Origin of the sequence: Anabaena sp. 4-3 (genome assembly GCF_001597745.1) — a bacterium.
Taxonomy (GTDB): domain Bacteria; phylum Cyanobacteriota; class Cyanobacteriia; order Cyanobacteriales; family Nostocaceae; genus Trichormus.
The window spans coordinates 160,162-178,703 of sequence record NZ_LUHJ01000061.1 but is presented as its reverse complement, the minus strand read 5'-3'; the positions used below and the strand labels follow the sequence as shown (position 1 = coordinate 178,703).

Below are 18,542 nucleotides of genomic sequence, written 5' to 3'. Positions count from 1 at the left end.
GTATGAGAATATTAATTAAATTTATGTAAATTCCCAAAAAAAAGATGCACAATTTTGCACATCTATAAGGCGTTTATTACAATTCTGAATGAGAAAATTTAAAGTTTTAATACCTCAAGCCGAAAACAAAATTTACACCGAGAGAAACTTTAAATGCTCTCCTTGTTGAGCCAGGAATTCTTCTAGAGTACCTTGTAGTTGTACCTTACCTTGATCTAGTAAGACAATCCAATCAGCGCGATGGACTACGCTAGGACGGTGGGTGATCAAAATTGTGGTTTTACCTTGTCGATGTTTGAGGAGTCTATCTAAAACTTGAGTTTCGCTAACTGGGTCTAATCCCGCAGTCGCTTCATCTAAAATCAGTACGGGAGGATTATTCAGAATACCCCTGGCGATCGCTAATCGTTGTCTTTGTCCGCCAGAGAGATTTGCCCCAAATTCCCCTAACACTGTTTGGTACTTATTCGGTAATTGGCTGATAAAACCATCAGCATCAGCCATCTCGCAAGCTGTGACAACATCTTCAAAGGGAATATGTGGCGTTCCTAGCTGGAAATTCTCTAAAATTGAGCGACTCCAAAAATGAGGTTCTTGGGGGACATAAACTACTTGTTGTCGTAAACAATCCAGTGCCAAATCGTGAATATTATAAAAACCAATCCGAATGTTGCCGGAATTTGGTTGATATAAACCAGCAATCAGTTTTGCTAAAGAACTTTTACCGCAACCTGACTTACCAATCAATGCAATAACCTTTCCTCCCGGTAGCTTCAGAGAAAAGTCTTCTAATAAATCAACTCTACCAGGGTGATGAAAGTTGATATGGGAAAACCGAATATCTGCATCAGCAGCTATTTGCGCTACTGGTTTTTGCGCCGTTTCATCGACTTCTGGGGTAGCATCAATCACTTCTAATAGACGAGAAACAGCAGTTTGGGAACGAAAATATTCATCCACTAAACCCACTAACGTACTAATTAACGCCAAAACATTAACTTGTAGAGCGTTAATAGCCAACATTTGACCAATACTTAATTGACCTTGTATTACTAAAATGCTGCCTAGTCCCAGTAAAGCCACACTACCAAGAGTAGATAAAAGACTAGCAATAGTATTATTGATAATCCCAATTTGAATGGTGCTAAAAGTCAGATTCGCCAACCGGCCGAAACGGCTTTGCAATTCATCCCAAAATTGTGGTGCTGCATTGGTCGTTTTTAAAACCTGTGCGCCTTTAAAAGTTTCTACCAAGACACCTTGATTTTCTGCTCCTAAAACTAATAGACTGCGCGTTTTTTGTTGTAAAACAGGTAAAAGTGGCAAGGTTGATAAACTCATTAACGCACCAACCAGAATCACTGCTATTGACAACTGCCAACTATAAAACAGCATCAAACAGAATGAGATGACAGCAATGAACAATTGACTAGGTAAAAGCACTACAATCTGTGACACCAACTGATTAATCTCGTTAATATCTCTGAGTCGGCTGGTAATTTCTCCACTGCGACGAGCTTCGTAATAAGTCAAAGGCAATTGTAAAATTCTGCGTCCAAACTCTAAGACTAAACCTAGTTGTAACCTTTGACTAAAGTGAGCAATCATGGTTGATTCCATCACCTGCATCGTGCTACTAAACAAACTCATGATCACAACTGCCGTGACTACAACAGTTAGTAACTGAGTATCACCGCGAATCAAAACATCATCTGTTAGCAGTTGAATCAGAATTGGAGTACCTAAAGCGAGTACACCCAGAACAATATTGAGCATGAACACCTGGGTGATTAGTCCCCGATAAGGGATGATGCGCTTGAGAAAGCGAGCAAAGCCGTTTTGTGGTTTTTCTTGGGGTTGTTGAGTAAAGCGTATGGGATCTGGCTCTACTAACAACATGACACCATTCCAAGCTGCTGTTAGCTCTTCCCGGCTGACGTAGCGAATGCCCACGGCTGGATCAGCTATGACATAGTTTCGCCCTTTTTTGTCATATAAAACTACCCAGTGATAGCCTCGCCAATGAATGATGGCAGGTAATGGTATTTCTTTGATTCTGTCGATGATTGCAGGTGCAGCTTTGACGGCTCTGCAATTAAAACCTAGATGTTCACAACCACGTTTAAGTCCTAATAAGGTTGTACCTAACTGTCCTGTGCCTACAGATTCTCGGCTTTTATTGATGCTTAAAAAGCGTCCGTAATGCCTGTAAATCGTCACGAGACAAGCTGCTCCACAGTCTTCCTCACTCAACTGCAAAACACACTTGTAATTTTTGCGGGATTTGAATAAACCAAACATGAGCGGTGTACCTATTGTTGGGGGCAGGGGAGGCAGGGGAGGCAGGGGAGGCAGGGGAGAAAAATTTTTACCCAATTCCCCATCCCTTCCAATCCCTACATATCTGCAATTAATCTGGCTTTTCTGAGAATGAACCGCATGACTGTTTCCTGACGGGAAATAATATCTGCTTGACCTTCCATTCCTGGTTTGAGTTGGCATTGTCTTGTGCCTCTACCAACATAAGGAGTTTGTGGTTCTATGGTGACTTCATAGGCGGAAGCTTTGACGCTGGGTGTTGGGTTATTATTGGCAACGGGTAGGGCATCTGGTGCAATGGTTTTGACAGTGCCTTTGAGAGTGCCATAATCTGGATAGGGACAGGCAGAAACTCTCATTTGGACTTGTTGACCGGGTTTGATTTTGTTAATCTCTTGGGCTGGTAGATTAGCTTTAATCAGTAAGGGGGCGTTGAGGGGGGCAATTTGAGCGATCGCCTCGCTTGGTTGCACTACCTGCCCTGGATTACGCAAGTTTAACTGTAAGACAGTCCCGGCAATGGGGGCGCGAATTACACTTTGGTTAATATCGTTGATAGTCTGTTGCAGTTCTTTGCGGCTTCTATCCAATTGTTTTTCAAATTCTAGGCGTTGTTGCAGTAGGGTTGCTCTTTCTTTGTTTAAAGCTGCTAAGTTAGCTTCACCTCTTGCTTGTTCTTGCTTAATTCGTTCCTGTGCGACTGTCACCGGCGCATCACTCGGATTAACTCCTGTTCTAGCCTTGATTAAATTTGTTTGTGCGGTTGTTAAAGCTTGGTCTTTTTCATCAAGGAGATTTTGGGCGTTGGCTCTAGCTTGGGCGAGTCTGGCTTCGGCGGCAATGACGGCTTGTTCTTTTTCTTCGCGCAAATTTTTGGCGTTGGCTTTGGCTTGGGCAAGTTTGGCTTCGGCTGTTTTGATGGCTTGTGCTTTTTCTTCTAAAAGGTTTTTGGCGTTGGCTTTGGCTTGCTCAAGTTTGGCTTTGGCGGAGATGACAGCTTGGTTTTTTTCTTCGCGCAAATTTTTGGCGTTGGCTTTGGCTTGGGCAAGTCTGGCTTCGGCTGTTTTGATGGCTTGCTCTTTTTCTTCTAAAAGGTTTTTGGCGTTGGCTTTGGCTTGGGCAAGTCTGGCTTCGGCTGTTTTGACGGCTTGTGCTTTTTCTTCAAAGGTGTTGCGAGGAATGGCTCCTGATGCAACTATGGGTAGCATGCGGTCACGTTGGGCGATCGCTAGATTTAAGGCGGCTTTTGCTTCTTCTACTGTGGCGGTTAACAGGTTTTCTCTCTGCAAGCGATCGCGTTGTTCTCTGGCTAATTTCAGGGCGGTTTCGGCTTCCTCTACCGTTGCTGTTAACAGTTTTTCCCGTTGTAAACGTTCTTGTTGTGCTTTAGCTAAATTGAAGGCGGCTTCTGCTTCCTCTACAGTTGTGGTTAAGAGTTTTTCATTTTGTAAGCGATCGCGTTGTTCTCTGGCTAATTTCAGGGCGGTTTCGGCTTCCTCTACCGTTGCTGTTAACAGTTTTTCCCGTTGTAATCTGTCACGTTGGACTCTGGCTAAATTTAAGGCGGCTTCCGTTTCTTGCACAGTCAGTTTTAATAGCTTGTCTCGTTGTAGGCGATCGCGTTGTATCCTGGCTAAAGATAACGCCGCTTCGGCTTGCGTCATCTCAGCCATAGCTTTAACTTGCTGATCTCCATAGTTGCGTTGTGTACCACTGAGTTCAGCTTGTGCCGCTAGATTAGTCCGGTAATTTAAGTTAGTTTGGGCAGCAATCTGAGCATCAATTTCTCTGAGTTGAGCATTGATGTTTATTTGTTGTAACTGTACCTGCTGAATGAGATTCTGTAATTGACTTTTTTGGTTTTGAAGGCGGGAATTATCAATATAAGCAATAGCTTCTCCTGGCCCGACTGTCTGGTTTTCTGCAATATCAATCTTTTGAATTTTGCCACTAATGAGCGACTGCACAACCCGAATATCTCCCACAGGACGAATAGTTGCGGGTACTTTAACTGTGACGTTGTACTTGAGTATACTTGCCAGACCAACCCCGGCGACAAACAAACTTAAGACTACTCCGCCACCGATAGTTGTCCATTTACCGATATGGGGTAGAAACTCGTTGGCTTCTAATGTCGGAAGTTGCTCTGGATTTGGCTCATTTGACTGAGGCCAAAAATTATTGATTTGTTGGCGTAAGGTGTTCACAGTGTTGCACCTTCTATATATATGTGTGCAGAAATTAGACTCAGCGAATCAAGTGCCTGTTGATCTATCAAGCACTGTTCATCACCACAAATCGTGAAACTACTTATTTTCAGTCGAAAAAGACAGAATTCCCAGGGTGGATAGGCGAGCGCATTTAACGACCTTCTGAGGACTTAAAAGGTCAACGCGAAATGTCAACAAATGTTGCTAATATTAGCAAACATCATGTTTGTTAATTGATATAATAAAAGGTGGGGATTAAGAAAAGAGTGCGCTAGTACAGTCATGACTTTTCTTAAAACTGTGACGTTAATAGCGTCCAGAGAAAACAGAGGAGAACGCTCAAACTCCCTCAAAATCCTCACTTACGTTGAGCGAGTTGCTATCACCTCCTCTCCCCTTTTTTAAATCAGGGTAGACACACAATGTTGAACCTTTACTTTCTGAAACAATAATTAATTTAGTTGTTTTAGCACAATTTTTTTTGTGCCATGACAACTAAAAGCCCCAAGACTTATATAGTAGTTTTCAGATAAATGAAATAGATGAATTTAGTTCTTACTTATCTGCCTGAACTCAGGCAAATTAAGCTGAAGAACCCAGTGCAGCCATAGCATAACCCTAACCTTATCCAACAAAAGGTAGCTGTGCTGCTGTCGAAATAGTCTTGTTGAAAAATTAGCTGGTGTTAATTTTCCTAGAGTATTTTCTAGAATGATGCTAACTTAAGCAGGACAGAAAAATTACCTATCAATTCCCATCGTCAAAGAGAATTGAGCCAAAATATCCAACTTGGTATTATTTTCCTCAAATCCCAAATTTTACACTGCTATTTGGGAAATTTCACAAGATTTACATCTGCAATCATTTAATTATTCAAGACAGCCATTGCAAATGTTTAGTAGGCGGATGCACAAAGAATTTAGGGATAAACATATCTTCTTAGCCTCACTTACATAACTTAGAGGGAACACCATCTAAGAACTTAACTATACGTCCTGTTCTTGAGGAATTCATAAATCTGAAGACATAATTCAAAGTTGAAAGTTTACTACTTGTAGTAGATGTAAAGTTACCTGATGGGCTACAAGTAAAGCTATCCTGGGTTTTGGGAGATCACTATAAACCATCCCACTGGAATTCAGCTAGTAGTAACAGGGAAAAAACCATGACAGCACCAGTGCTGAGAAATTGCCAAGCCATCATATAAGGTAAGATAAAAATCCACAGTAAATGCAGTATACCTGTGAAAATTAAAGCACGCGATCGCACCCCTAACCCAGTACAAAAGTAGCCGATGCTACTCAATCCCAACCATAACGGACACAAATGCACCAAGATTTTACCCCAGCCTAAGAAAATACTTAAATCAGTTAATATCACCCCAAATATCATGAGTATCACCCAGGAATACAGCACCCATCTAACTTGGTGCATTTTTACCCAATAATGCGTCCAAATTACCATAGCTACAATTCCAATTAAACTGAGTAATGACCACCAAGTTGCCTGTAAACTCCAACTAATAGGAAGAAACTGGGCGGTAACAAACATCGGAATTAGCAATAAACTCCAAAATATACAAGCTTGATCAATACAAGTATAAAAAGTAGAATAAATTGGGATTTGACCAATTTTCCAATTAACATACCAAATTCCTTGTAATTCATGTTTATCTACAGTTGTGTGTTTGCGCCGTAGAGGTGGAATTGAATAATCAAAAAAACTCATTTTATTTTCAAGTGAGATTTTCTTGCTTACTCTTGGTTTACATTTATAAATTAGTGACTCCCACTCTCTAGAGTAATAACTTGAGTTAAGTTATATCTGCTACTGGTAATAATTCCAATTATTTTATTTCCCTAAAAAATTCATATTAAAAAACCACTAAAGAGGGTTACTTTAGTGGTTTAATTTTCGTAGTGAGGACTTTAGTCCTCAAAATCAATCAGGACTAAAGTCCTTACTACAAACATTACAAGATTAGATAATTGATTTGATCGATTATTAATTGAAGTAAAAAGGCAAGATTTCCATTAACGCAAAAGCTAAACCTGCACTGCCTAGGGGTACAGTTAAATTATCAATGCCAAGAAATGAAAAAGCTTCTAAGCTACTAGCAACCACAGCAACCGCCAATGCTACTATCCAAGTCTGCCAGATATTGCCGAATACACCCAACAAAATCAGACTACACACCAAATAGCTAACTACAGCCATAGTGAAGGAGCCTTCCCAACTTTTTTGCGCCCCCAAAAGTTTATACTTGTGTTTACCAAAGCGTTGACCAATCAAAGCCGCTAGTCCATCACCCCAGCACATCACCATCATCCCAATTGCAGCATATTGAGGTTGTTGTAAGTGCCAGAAACAAGCCACTAAAATACCCACACTAGCAGCATAAAAAAACGTTCCTAAACTTTGTCTGCCTACGCTGTTGATACCTGGGAGAATAGGGAATATATACGACAATAGTGTGACGATACTCGCTAAAATGGAAGCCCCAATACCTACATTAGCAGGAATATTCAGCCACCAAGCGATTAAAATCACATGGCCAGCACCGATATGAACTATTTTGCGGACAATTTCAGCATCGCTAGTGGTAAAACGACGTACCAAACCCGCGATCGCCAGAATCAACGACACCCAAGCCGCAACTACAGAAATTTGCAGCCACAAAGGGGGATTAGAGATGATATCAGGAAATGAACTCAACAAAAGAAGTTAATAGATACAACAAATTGACCTCTGTTACCAATGTATAAGATTTAGGCAACACTCATGAAGCAATTATTGATTTGGTTAATTCAAGGCTACAGAATCTTTATCTCGCCATTATTCCCCCCAACTTGCCGTTTTCAGCCAACTTGCTCAATGTACGCCATCCAAGCCATTGAAAGATTTGGCATATTTCGCGGTGGCTGGATGGCTATTTGGCGCATCTTACGCTGTCATCCCTTTCATCCCGGTGGTTATGATCCCGTACCGGAGAAAGAGGTGACTGGGGAGTAGGGATTGGGGAGTGGGGGAGATGAGGGGGATGAGGGAAAAATTTTTTAAGAGTCAACCGTCAACCGTCAACCGTCAACCGCCAGCACAACGCACGAAGGGTAGAAGGTCTTGTAAAATGGCTTCGTGATAGTGTTCCTGTGGATAGTGACCAACGTTGTTTAGTTTAATTACTTCGGCATTGGGTACAGACTTGGCGAAATTTTCTGCTACATCTATAGGCAACCACGGGTCAATCATACCCCATTGAATTAGGATTGGTTGTTGCCATTGTTGAAAACCAGATGTAATTTCTGTCATTGCTGATGGCAATTGTAAATTACGAATAGTTGCTAATAACGCCCGTCCTGCTGCCGAAGTTTTCAGAAACGGTTTACGATAAACGTCTAAGTCTTTATCTTCGATACGATAACGACTACCACCTTCTAAAGTCCGGTCAACTAATAAGGGGTCTTGAGTCATCATTTCACCCGCTAAAGGTAAACCCATTTGTTGAATTTTCCAGGGTAATTTGGCAGTAGTATAAATGGGTGTATTTAAGATAGCGATGTTGACAATTTTTTGGGGATTTTTTAGGGCATATTGTAAGCCTACAGAACCTAAAAAACCTTGCACAACTAAAGAAAATCGTTCTAGTTCTAAAGCATTAATAAAACTTTCTAAAGCTTTGATATAAGCATCAGGAGTGTAAGCGAAGTCTCGTTTTTCTGGTTTGGCAGAAAAGCCATAACCAATCCAATCGGGTGCGATCGCTCTTGTTCCTTGACTCGCTAAAGCTGATATGATATTACGCCAGCTATAACTTTGTGATGGCAACCCATGTAATAAAACCACGGGCAATAAATCACTTTGACCAATTGGTTGAGCTTCCCGATAAAACCACTCTAGAGAATCTACTGTTATTTTATGTTCTGTTATTGACACGCTATTTTCCTAAAAATTTTTTCAAAATCCTAGTAATAGGGCATAGGGTAACGAACAAGTCAAAAGTCAAAAGTAAATAATTATGGTGAAAATTATTTATTTTTGAATTTTGAATTTTGAATTTTGAATTGATTTGCCCCTATTCCCCACTTAGAATCTTCTCACGAATTGCGCTAGCTGTGGCGGGAGCTAGTAAAACGCCATTGCGATAGTGTCCGGTCGCTAAAAGGACATGATTAAACCCTGGTAATATCTCAATTACTGGTGCAGGGCGACCTTCTGGACGGGGACGCAAACCTGACCAAGTGCGGATAATTTGCGCTGTTGCTAACTCTGGACAAAAGGCTATAGCTTGTTGTTTGACAGATTCTAACAGTTCGTGATTCGGTGGAATTTCATCACCATTGGTAGGAAACTCTACTGTTGCGCCTAGCCAATAATCTCCACCACCAATCGGTACAATATGCACATCATTACCATTGATGGCGGGTTGAAAGTCAGGATTTCCTAATGAATGACCTAAAGATACTTGCAATGCTTGCCCCAATACAGGACGAATATCTACCTTTTGATGGAGTTGTGCAGTGAGTTCTGTAGAACCTAAGCCAGCAGCAATTACCAACCAATCAGCACTAAAGTTACCTGCTGTTGTCTCGACTGTCAGAGGTTGGCTAGTTTCTGGTGTAGGAATGCCTAAGACTTTTACACCAAACTGGAAATTTACACCTTTTTGCTGTGCGCCCGTAACTAAGGCTAAAGTCAAGGCAGTGGGGTCTAATTGACGGTCTTGAGGAGAGTAAACAGCACCGATAACTTGAGGATGATTAACTTGTGGACAAATATCTTTGAGTTTTGCTGTATCCCAGATTTCTAATTGCCAACCTGTAGAATGGCGAGTTGCTGCTAACTTTTCCCAGTCGGCTAAGTTATCTCCTTCTAGACACAGGTGAAGAATACCTTGACGGTTGAAAGGGATAGTTTGACCTGTTAAAGTTTCTAGTTCAGGAATTAAAGTCTCATAGCGTTGGATGCTGGCTTGGCGCATTTTCCAAGCTTTCCCTTTGACTTTCTGGCTAATTATCCCCACTAAAACACCAAGGGCTGCACCTGTAGAAGCTTGTGCTGGTGGCTGTTGATCGAAAACTGTGATGTTGATTCCTGAGATGTGGCTAAGTTCATAGGCGATCGCTGCACCAACCACGCCACACCCGATAATAATTACATTCATGATTTTTGCTGATAAAAGAGTGGGGGATTGGGGATTGGGGATTGGGGATCGCATTTTTCCCTCTCCTCTGCTCCTCTGCTTCCTCATCCCCCTCATCCTCTCTTATTGTCTCCTACCTTAGCTAGCTTCTGATTCAGGGCTTGTCTCAGGCAGCAATTGCAGGAACTGATCAACATCTGCAAAAGCAGCTTGATAGTTACTGATGGCAAGTTGAGTATTACCAGTGCTTGCAGCCTGATCGATTTTAACTAGGTGGTTGAGCAAATCTTTACTAATTTGCCGGGCGGCGGATTGTTCTTTAGGTAGTAGGTTGGGTGTGATATAGTTCATACTCAACCTAGCTTCTGTCATAGGGCCGTGGATAAAATTACCCACATCGATCCATTCTTTTTTCTCAATCAGAGTTTTCAGTTCTTCTGCGCGATCGCGCACAGCTTGTACTTCAGGTGAGTGTACCTGAATTTTTTCCAGTTGAGCAGCTGTGTAAGTTGGAGGTGCAACTGCGGTTGTAGGACTACCGCAACTCACTAGGAAAGTTGCTACAAGTACAATTAGTAATGAAATAATAGAGCGTTGTCGCGCCATACACTGAAATGGGTTGGTTTTATTTTGCCGATTCACAGTGTAATTTTAGATCGCTGAGGTAATTTATCGTTCTTACCTGGAAATTATTTTGGAGAAAATTTTTGATATACCATAACGTGTTTTCCACAAAAAGCTCAGTGTGAGCTATTTTTGCCAAAATTTTAAGTACAATTGCTTAATTAAGGATGAAAGGTTACAGGCTAGGAAGAAGTAGGGGGATGAGGGAGATGAGGGGATGAGGGAGATGAGGGAGATGAGGGGGATGAGGGAGATGAGGGAGATGAGGGAGAAATTCTTTCAGAGTCAACCGTCAACCGTCAACAATCAACAGTCAACATTCCCCAGTTTTACGTGAGTCATAATAAAGGAGTGTTTTTTCGTGAATGCAGCTGAACAGGCAACCAATCTTGAACTCGCCAGCAAAATTGCTACGGTGGTGAATTTATTCAAATTTGAGTTTCCTCATGCTAAATCAGATTTAAAACCCTGGCACAATGATCCAGAAACCAGAGAATTAGTTGATCCAGATTCTATAGATATTGGGTTTCATTTTCCAGGTGTGAGCAAATCTTGGCGCAGTCGCAGCGTTTTAATTCAAATCCGCTTTCACGAAGATCCGATCACGAAATCACGACGGGCGATAGGTTTGGAGGTGGCTGGTTTTGATCATCGTGGTGAGGTATGGCGACTATCTACCGTGGAAAACTGGAGTTTTTTCGGTGATACTGCACCTTCCCCGGAAATTGGCGATAGGCTAAAACAAGTTTGCCTACAGATTTTAGAGGTGTTTAATCAGGTAAATCAAGATTAACAAGGGTTATTTATTTTTAACCAAGGTTGCAGTTGCTATCAACACAGTAGGCTGATTGATAGGTATTGGGGCGTTTACCAAATAGGGTATAACGATTATCCCTGATTTGTTCATAAAAGCGATCGCCTGTCCATTTTACCCCCGGTAAGGCTCGATACGCATCTACAAAAATCTTACCCAAAGGCAATAATCGCCCGATTTCTTCGGCGGCATTGCTGCCTTGCCAACGTCTATCAGGTGCATTAGCATCAATTAATATCATTCCCTGTTCACAATCTTGAGATGTCACACCCCATTGCGCTAGAGTAGCTTCATCTTGCATGGGAATGTAACGAAACAGCTTACCTTGGTCTAGGTTTTCCAGTAATTGCACTAAAGTAACGCAGAGATTGCAGTTGCCATCATAAATCACGTAGTAACTCATAGAATTGCTCCGAATGAGAGTGTTGATTTTGCTTTGTGTAAGTTCTATGGTAGTTAATTTCTAGATACGATATTTTTCCAGATTTTGGCAACTCTATCACTGGGAGTATATGATTATGACACCTTTTATGTTTGTGACTGACTTAGATCACACTTTGGTCGGTGATGACGCAGCACTCACACAACTGAATCAAATATTGACTCAGCATCGCCACGAATATGGTACAAAGATAGTCTATGCGACTGGGCGATCGCCTGTTTTGTACAAAGAACTGCAAATTGAAAAAAATCTCATCGCACCAGATGCGTTAGTTGTCTCGGTGGGTACGGAAATTTATCTAGATGGTAAAAATACTGCTGATTCTAGTTGGGCAGAAATTCTGTCTACAGGTTGGCATCGAGAACAGGTATTATCTATTACTGAGCAATTTTCTGAGTTAGAATTACAACCTGACTCAGAACAGCGTCCGTTTAAAGTCAGTTTTTTCCTCAAGCAAGAAGTCGCCGCCAGTGTGATTCCCCAAATTGAGTTAATGTTGGAAAAATATAAATTAAATGTAAAGTTAATTTATAGTAGCGGTGTTGACCTTGACATTGTGCCTCGTAGCAGCGATAAAGGTCAGGCAATGCAGTTTCTACGTCAAAAGTGGAAATTTGCAGCAGAACGAACAGTTGTTTGTGGTGATTCAGGTAATGATATTGCTTTGTTTGCTGTCGGCAACGAAAGGGGAATCATCGTTGGGAATGCCCGACAAGAGTTGTTGGAGTGGCATAACCAGTATCCTGCAAACCACCGTTACCTAGCACAAAATTTCTGTGCTGGGGGTATCCTTGAAGGTTTAAAATACTTCGGTTTCATCAAATGATTAGTTATCTCAAAGGTATAGTTGCTGGTATCCAAAATCTAGGCAGTAATCGCGTGATTCTGACTCTAGAGGTGAATGGCTTGGGTTATGACTTGCAAGTTCCGCAACGGTTAGCCAAGCAATTAACCACAACGGGTGATTTGGTACAAATTTTCACTCATTACCAAATTCGGGAAGAAGTACCCTTACTTTATGGGTTTTCTTCCCCATCTGAACGCGATTTATTTCGTCATTTATTGACTGTCAGTGGTGTGGGTGCAGCTTTAGCGATCGCTTTGTTGGATACTCTAGAATTACCCGATTTAGTTCAAGCGATCATCACTGGTAACGTACAGATACTGATTCAAGCCCCTGGTGTGGGTAAGAAAATCGCTGAACGTATCTGTTTAGAACTCAAAGCCAAATTAATCGAATGGCGCAAATCAGCCGGGTTCTTCGTCGCTACCGCCGGGCCTGCTCCTGGTATTTTAGAAGAAGTGCAAATGACTCTGTTTGCCCTTGGTTACACAGCCCATGAAGTCAGTCACGCCCTACACGTAGTTAGCGAAGACATCGGTTTACCAAAGGATGCCTATGTAGAAGACTGGATCAAACAGGCGATCGCTTATCTTAGTAGTAGCGAACAGGTTAGTTAATAGTCAATGGGGACAGAGGCTAGGGGCTAGAGAAATTTACCTCATCAAGATGAAATATGTTGTATGAGTTAATCATTATTAATTATTAGTTAATCAATATTAGTTGTTCTCCCTCATCCCCCTCATCTCCCCCATCTCCCCCATCTCCCCCATCTCCCCCATCTCCCTCATCCCCATTTCCCAAGGATTCTTTAATTTTGAATTTTGAATGAGAGAATTTTGAATTGATATGCCCACAGATGCTTATGCTTGGTTACAAAAATCCTTAACAACCATTCATCAGGCTGACTGGTATCGTTCTGTAAAAACTATACATGGACTGCCAGGGGCAACGGTGGATTTAGAGGGGCAAGAGGTGATTAATTTTGCTAGTAATGATTATTTGGGGTTGGCTGGGGATACACGCTTGATAGCGGCTGCTGTGGCGGCAGTTCAAGAGTACGGCACGGGTAGCACTGGTTCTAGATTACTCAGTGGGCATCGGGAATTACACAGAGAATTAGAAAGAGCGATCGCCGGTTTAAAACAAACGGCAGACGCGCTAGTATTTAGTTCTGGGTATCTGGCTAATATTGGGGCGATCGCTGCCTTGGTAGGCAAAAGAGATTTAATTTTATCTGATCAATATAATCATTCCAGCCTGAAAAATGGCGCAATTCTCAGTCAAGCCACAGTCATAGAATATCCCCACTGTGATATTACCCAACTCAAAACTTTATTGATTCAGCAACGGCACAACTACCGACGTTGTTTAATCATGACTGATACTGTTTTCAGCATGGATGGGGACTTATGTCCTTTACCAGCCATATTAGATTTAGCAGATGAATTTAGCTGTATGCTGCTAGTTGATGAAGCTCATGCAACTGGTGTCATGGGCAGCACTGGCGCAGGTTGTGTAGAATATTTCGGGTGTACAGGTAGGGAATTAATTCAAATTGGCACTCTGAGCAAAGCTTTTGGTAGTTTAGGCGGTTATGTCGCCGGCAGTGCCACCTTAATTGATTTTTTACGGAATCGCGCCCCCAGTTGGATTTACACTACTGGAATTTCACCCGCAGACACAGCCGCCGCCTTAGCAGCTGTCAAAATCATCCAACAGGAACCGCAACGCCGCATCCAATTATGGCAGAATGTAGATTACTTTAAACAATTACTACAACAGCAATTACCCCACCTGAAATTACTGCCATCAGAGTCACCAATATTCTGTGTTCAATTGTCAAGTGCCACAGCCGCACTGCAAGCAGGTAAGCAACTCAAAGCGTCTGGGATTTTTGCGCCAGCTATTCGTCCGCCCACAGTCCCCACCAGTCGTATTAGAATTTCTTTCATGGCAACCCACCAAGCCGCACATATTGAAAAACTGGTAGGAGTGCTGAAAAAATTATAATTATCAATTAATTATCAACTTTTCATCATATTTAGTTTTTGATTTAATCGAAACAAATAAAAACTTTATATTTATTTTTCGACTAGAGCATTTCTTTAGTCAGATTTTATCTGATAGCTTTTGTTATATTGTCAATTTTCTGGGGTAATTATCAGGCAAAATGCGCCGTCCTCCACCTAGATTATAGATTATTTTGCGAAATTTATCCAGAAATTGAGAGAACAAATATCCCTTTTTCAGCGAATTTTCAGAAAATAAATTTTGGCATCTAGCAAAAGAAGTCTTTTTAGCGGATTCAAGAATCTATCTCCAGATAAATACCGAAAATCCGTAAACTAGCGTAGGTTATGTAAAGCCTCTGCAACAAGTATTGGTTGCCCGAAATTTTCATGCCTGATACTCCTAGTTCTTCTTGGCTAAGTTTTGGCATTGGCCTCATAACCGTAGCATTTGCACTGATACTAATGCTACTACTAGATCCTTGGGTAGAAATGAGTAACGCTGCTTTTTTGCTATTTTTCAGTGCTGTGATGGTGAGTGCTTGGTGTGGTGGAGGGAAGGCGGGAATTGTCGCAACGTGTTTGTCTGCTTTAGTTAACAATTATTTCTTGCTACACACACAATACAATCTGTCTCTGGATATTTCTCATCTGGTAAAAATCGGTTTATTTGTGGTACAAGGATTGTTTTTTACAATCCTATGTATAGCATTAAGGAATGCCAAACGCAGGGATGAGGCGAATTTACATAAACTCAAAGAGAGTGAGGCGCGATTTAAATTAGCACTCAGCAATTCAGATATTGTAGTCTTTCAGCAAGATAGCAATTTGCGCTATCAGTGGATTCATAATCCCCAGGGTGCAACCACTGTTGAGGAAATGCTAGGCAAGTCTGATGATGATTTATTTCCTGCCTCCGTAGCAGAGCAACTGACAAAAATTAAGCAAGGAGTGTTAGACACAGCAGTTGCTGACAGAGAAGAAGTTCGTGTCATCGTCTGTGGCAAAGTGCTTTACTATGATTTGCTGGTGGAACCCCTGAAAGTGAATGGTAGAATTCAGGGTATTACCTGTGTAGCGATTAACATTACTGAACGCAAGCAAGTAGAGCAAGAAAAAGCCAAATTGCGCCAGAAATTACAACAAGCAAACCAGGAGAAAGAAGAATCATTAGCATTGTTAAATGCTTGGCTGGCTAGTTCCCCTGTAGGTTTGGCTTTTTTGAATACAGAACTTCGTTACGTTTATATTAACGAAGCACTAGCGGCAATTAATGGTTTACCGCAAAGTCAGCATATTGGGCGTATCTTCCGGGAAATTTTACCAGATTGGGCAGAGCAAATTGAGCCGATTTTATCTAGAGTGATGCAAACTCAAGAACCCCTACTTAATCAAGAAGTCATGGGAGAAACCCATCCATCTGGGGTTTATCGTTGTGGGTTGGTGAGTTACTACCCAGTCTGTTTACCAGATGGGAAATTGTTAGGTGTGGGTGTGACGGGGATTGATATTACTCAGCAGAAAACCACTCAGCAAGCTTTAAGAGAAAGCGAAGCTAGGTTTCGGGCGATGTTTAATCAAGCGGCGTTAGGAATGGCTCTTGTCAGCTTGGATGGTAAGTTTCTGCAAGTAAATCCGGCTTTATGTCAACTTGTTGGGTATAGTCAGGATGAGTTAATCCAGATGAACTTTCAGGATATTACTCACCCTGATGATTTAGTAACTGATTGGAATTATGGTTTGAGGGTATTAGCAAGAGAGATTAGTTGTTATTCTCTAGAGAAACGCTATATCCGTAAAGACGGTGGGATTGTTTGCATTAATGTGACTTCATCGGTGGTGTGTGATGAGCAGGGAGAACCAAAATATGCTTTAGGTATTGTTGAGGATATTAGTGAACGCAAACAAGCCCAAGCAAACCAAAACTTTTTAGTAGAAGCCAGCACCATTTTAGCGGCTTCCTTAGATTATGAAGTTACCCTGAGTAATGTAGCTAATTTGGCAGTACCGACTTTAGCCGACTGGTGTATTGCAGATATTCTACAACCAGATTGGTCAATTAAACGAGTGGCGATCGCCTCTGCTTATCCCCAAAAACTTCAAATCATCGCAGAAATTCAACAACGCTATCCAGCCGGTAGCGACAGTAATCACCCATTTCACCCAACCCTACTAGAAGGTAAATCTGTTTTTTATCCAGAATTGCCAGATTCTACTTTAGTGGCAATGGCTCAGGATGAGACGCATTTACAACTACTACAAAGTTTGGGGATGCGTTCTTTGATGGTGGTTCCCTTATACTCACACGGGCAAATCTTCGGAGTGATTTCGTTTGTGACAGCAGACTCCGGGAGAAAATTCCCAACCACAGACTTGGCTTTGGCTGAAGATATTGCCCGACGAGCCGCTACAGCTATTGATAATGCTAGACTCTACCAAGAAACTCAACAGGCAAAACAAGCGGCAGAAATGGCTGCCAGTCGTACAGCGCGCTTGCAAAGCATTACTGCTGCCCTTTCAGAAGCTTTAACTCCTCAACAAGTGGCTGATGTGGTTGTTAATCAAGGCATTGCTGCCTTGGGTGCTAGTGCGGGTTCTGTGGTTTTAATCGAAGAAGGTACTTGCCTGAAGATATTGCAAGCAGTTGGTTATCCTGAAGCTGTCAGAGAAGGCTGGGCGAGTTTCCCGATGACAGCTAATGTTCCCATCGCCGAGGCTGCCAGAACTAAGACGGCGATTTTTTTGGCAAATCGCGAAATTTTAGCGGTTCAATATCCTGAAATCGCCGATATTCCCGCCAATACAGGTAATTGTGCTTTTGCTTGTATTCCGTTGATTGTGGAGCAGCAGACTATTGGAGTGTTGGGTTTGAGTTTTGCCACAGCCCAAGTATTTACAGAAGCCGACCGCAGATTTATGCTGACTTTAGCACAACAGTGCGCCCAAGCGATCGCCCGCGCTCAACTTTACGAAGCCGAAAAAAACGCCCGCGCTGCTGCGGAGTCAGCTAACCGCATTAAGGATGAATTCCTCACCGTACTTTCCCATGAATTGAGAACTCCGCTTAACCCGATATTAGGTTGGGCTAAGTTACTCCGCACCCGCCAACATAATCAAGTTACCATCAACCAAGCTCTGGAGACGATTGAACGCAATGCCAAGTTACAAACACAATTAATTGATGATTTGTTAGACGTTTCCCGAATTTTACGCGGCAAGCTGCAACTCAATATCAGTGCTGTGGATTTGCCAACCACAATTACCGCCGCACTCGAAACGGTGCGGTTAGCCGCCGAAGCAAAATCAATTGAGATTTGCACCTGTTTAGATGATTCTGTCGGGCAAGTCATGGGTGACGGCGATCGCTTGCAACAGGTATTCTGGAATTTACTCTCAAATGCTGTGAAGTTCACACCACCTAACGGACAGGTACAGGTAAACTTACAGCAGGTAGGGCTAGAAGCGCAAATCCAGGTGATTGATACAGGTAAGGGAATTACACCAGAATTTTTACCCCATGTATTTGAATATTTCCGCCAAGCCGATTCTAAAACTACCAGAGTCTTCGGTGGGTTGGGACTTGGATTAGCAATTGTGCGTCATTTTGTCGAATTACATGGTGGCACAGTACAAGCAGACAGTGCCGGAGATGGACAGGGCGCAACTTTTACAGTTAGACTACCACTGTGCAAAAATGTTGAGGATAAGTTGCTTAATGGTGAGTCTGCTGTTGAGCAAGAGGAAATACCAGATTCTTTATTAGCTGGTGTGCAAATTCTGTTAGTGGATGATCAAGCCGATGTCCGGGAGTTTTTCAGCTTTGCACTGGAACAATATGGTGCGAATGTGACAACGGCTGCATCAGCTATGGAAGCCTTGAATATTTTAGCACATTTCCAGTCAGATGTGTTGTTAAGTGACATTGGAATGCCAGAGATGGATGGTTATATGTTGCTGCGCCACATCCGAAAATTGTCACCACAACAAGGTGGAGAAATTCCGGCGATCGCTTTAACTGCCTATGCTGGAGAAATCGATTATCAACAAGCCTTAGCCGCAGGTTTCCAAAAACATATTCCTAAACCCGCCGAAACAGTAGAATTAGTCATGGCGATCGCTCAACTCTTAGGACGTAAGTGA

Annotated in this window: 15 protein-coding genes; 6 read left to right on the top strand and 9 right to left on the bottom strand. The window is 42.1% G+C overall.

Annotation, left to right across the window (positions count from 1 at the left end):
* Window positions 1–132 precede the first annotated feature (132 nt).
* The 4 genes from A3775_RS15900 to A3775_RS15885 all read right to left on the bottom strand — a co-directional run bounded on the left by A3775_RS15900 (window position 133) and on the right by A3775_RS15885 (window position 7,247).
* A complete protein-coding gene (locus A3775_RS15900; RefSeq protein WP_066375321.1) occupies window positions 133–2,301 on the bottom strand; it encodes a peptidase domain-containing ABC transporter in 2,169 nt (722 codons plus the stop codon).
* A gap of 95 nt (window positions 2,302–2,396) precedes the next feature.
* Entirely contained in the window at window positions 2,397–4,526 is a 2,130-nt protein-coding gene (locus tag A3775_RS15895) for an HlyD family efflux transporter periplasmic adaptor subunit (protein ID WP_066425794.1), read from the bottom strand.
* A 1,119-nt stretch (window positions 4,527–5,645) separates the two neighbouring features.
* Window positions 5,646–6,257, bottom strand: coding sequence for a hypothetical protein (locus tag A3775_RS15890; protein ID WP_066375327.1), 612 nt, complete (start codon window positions 6,255–6,257; stop codon window positions 5,646–5,648).
* A gap of 276 nt (window positions 6,258–6,533) precedes the next feature.
* Entirely contained in the window at window positions 6,534–7,247 is a 714-nt protein-coding gene (locus tag A3775_RS15885; RefSeq protein ID WP_066425793.1) for a diacylglycerol/polyprenol kinase family protein, read from the bottom strand.
* A 63-nt stretch (window positions 7,248–7,310) separates the two neighbouring features.
* Here A3775_RS15885 and yidD point away from each other — a divergent pair, with 63 nt between their 5' ends.
* A complete protein-coding gene (gene yidD, locus A3775_RS15880; RefSeq protein ID WP_066375332.1) occupies window positions 7,311–7,541 on the top strand; it encodes a membrane protein insertion efficiency factor YidD in 231 nt (76 codons plus the stop codon).
* A 72-nt stretch (window positions 7,542–7,613) separates the two neighbouring features.
* On the opposite strand, the gene A3775_RS15875 is transcribed toward yidD, so the two are convergent.
* The 3 genes from A3775_RS15875 to psbQ form a co-directional block, all read right to left on the bottom strand.
* On the bottom strand, window positions 7,614–8,462 hold the full coding sequence (locus A3775_RS15875; RefSeq protein WP_066425790.1) for an alpha/beta fold hydrolase: 849 nt from the start codon (window positions 8,460–8,462) through the stop codon (window positions 7,614–7,616).
* A 139-nt stretch (window positions 8,463–8,601) separates the two neighbouring features.
* Window positions 8,602–9,690 (bottom strand): FAD-binding oxidoreductase, encoded by a 1,089-nt coding sequence (locus A3775_RS15870; protein WP_066425925.1) that lies wholly within the window; start codon window positions 9,688–9,690, stop codon window positions 8,602–8,604.
* 117 nt (window positions 9,691–9,807) lie between these two features.
* On the bottom strand, window positions 9,808–10,275 hold the full coding sequence (gene psbQ / locus A3775_RS15865) for a photosystem II protein PsbQ (protein WP_066375336.1): 468 nt from the start codon (window positions 10,273–10,275) through the stop codon (window positions 9,808–9,810).
* 379 nt (window positions 10,276–10,654) lie between these two features.
* Between psbQ and A3775_RS15860 the strand changes: the two genes are divergently transcribed.
* On the top strand, window positions 10,655–11,086 hold the full coding sequence (locus A3775_RS15860; protein ID WP_066375337.1) for a hypothetical protein: 432 nt from the start codon (window positions 10,655–10,657) through the stop codon (window positions 11,084–11,086).
* Window positions 11,087–11,102: 16 nt separating this feature from the next.
* Here the strand turns inward: A3775_RS15860 and A3775_RS15855 are convergent, their stop codons facing one another.
* Window positions 11,103–11,510 (bottom strand): thiol-disulfide oxidoreductase DCC family protein, encoded by a 408-nt coding sequence (locus A3775_RS15855; protein WP_066375339.1) that lies wholly within the window; start codon window positions 11,508–11,510, stop codon window positions 11,103–11,105.
* Between the two features lie 115 nt (window positions 11,511–11,625).
* Here A3775_RS15855 and A3775_RS15850 point away from each other — a divergent pair, with 115 nt between their 5' ends.
* The 3 genes from A3775_RS15850 (at window position 11,626) to bioF (ending at window position 14,403) form a co-directional block, all read left to right on the top strand.
* Window positions 11,626–12,375 carry a sucrose-phosphate phosphatase gene (locus A3775_RS15850; protein ID WP_066425789.1) on the top strand — a complete coding sequence of 250 codons (750 nt, stop codon included), beginning with the start codon at window positions 11,626–11,628 and terminating at the stop codon, window positions 12,373–12,375.
* Window positions 12,372–13,010: a Holliday junction branch migration protein RuvA gene (gene ruvA / locus A3775_RS15845; protein ID WP_066375342.1), complete on the top strand. Its 639-nt coding sequence runs from the start codon at window positions 12,372–12,374 to the stop codon at window positions 13,008–13,010. The genes A3775_RS15850 and ruvA overlap by 4 nt, the downstream gene beginning before the upstream one ends.
* 229 nt (window positions 13,011–13,239) lie before the next feature.
* The gene (bioF, locus tag A3775_RS15840) at window positions 13,240–14,403 is read left to right on the top strand and encodes an 8-amino-7-oxononanoate synthase (RefSeq protein ID WP_066425783.1); all 1,164 of its coding nucleotides are present in this window, start codon (window positions 13,240–13,242) and stop codon (window positions 14,401–14,403) included.
* Between the two features lie 295 nt (window positions 14,404–14,698).
* Here the strand turns inward: bioF and A3775_RS25275 are convergent, their stop codons facing one another.
* Window positions 14,699–14,833 (bottom strand): hypothetical protein, encoded by a 135-nt coding sequence (locus A3775_RS25275; protein ID WP_255363869.1) that lies wholly within the window; start codon window positions 14,831–14,833, stop codon window positions 14,699–14,701.
* Between the two features lie 34 nt (window positions 14,834–14,867).
* On the opposite strand from A3775_RS25275, the gene A3775_RS15835 reads away from it, so the two are divergent.
* Window positions 14,868–18,542, top strand: a complete 3,675-nt coding sequence (locus A3775_RS15835) for a PAS domain S-box protein (RefSeq protein ID WP_369817215.1) — start codon at window positions 14,868–14,870, stop codon at window positions 18,540–18,542.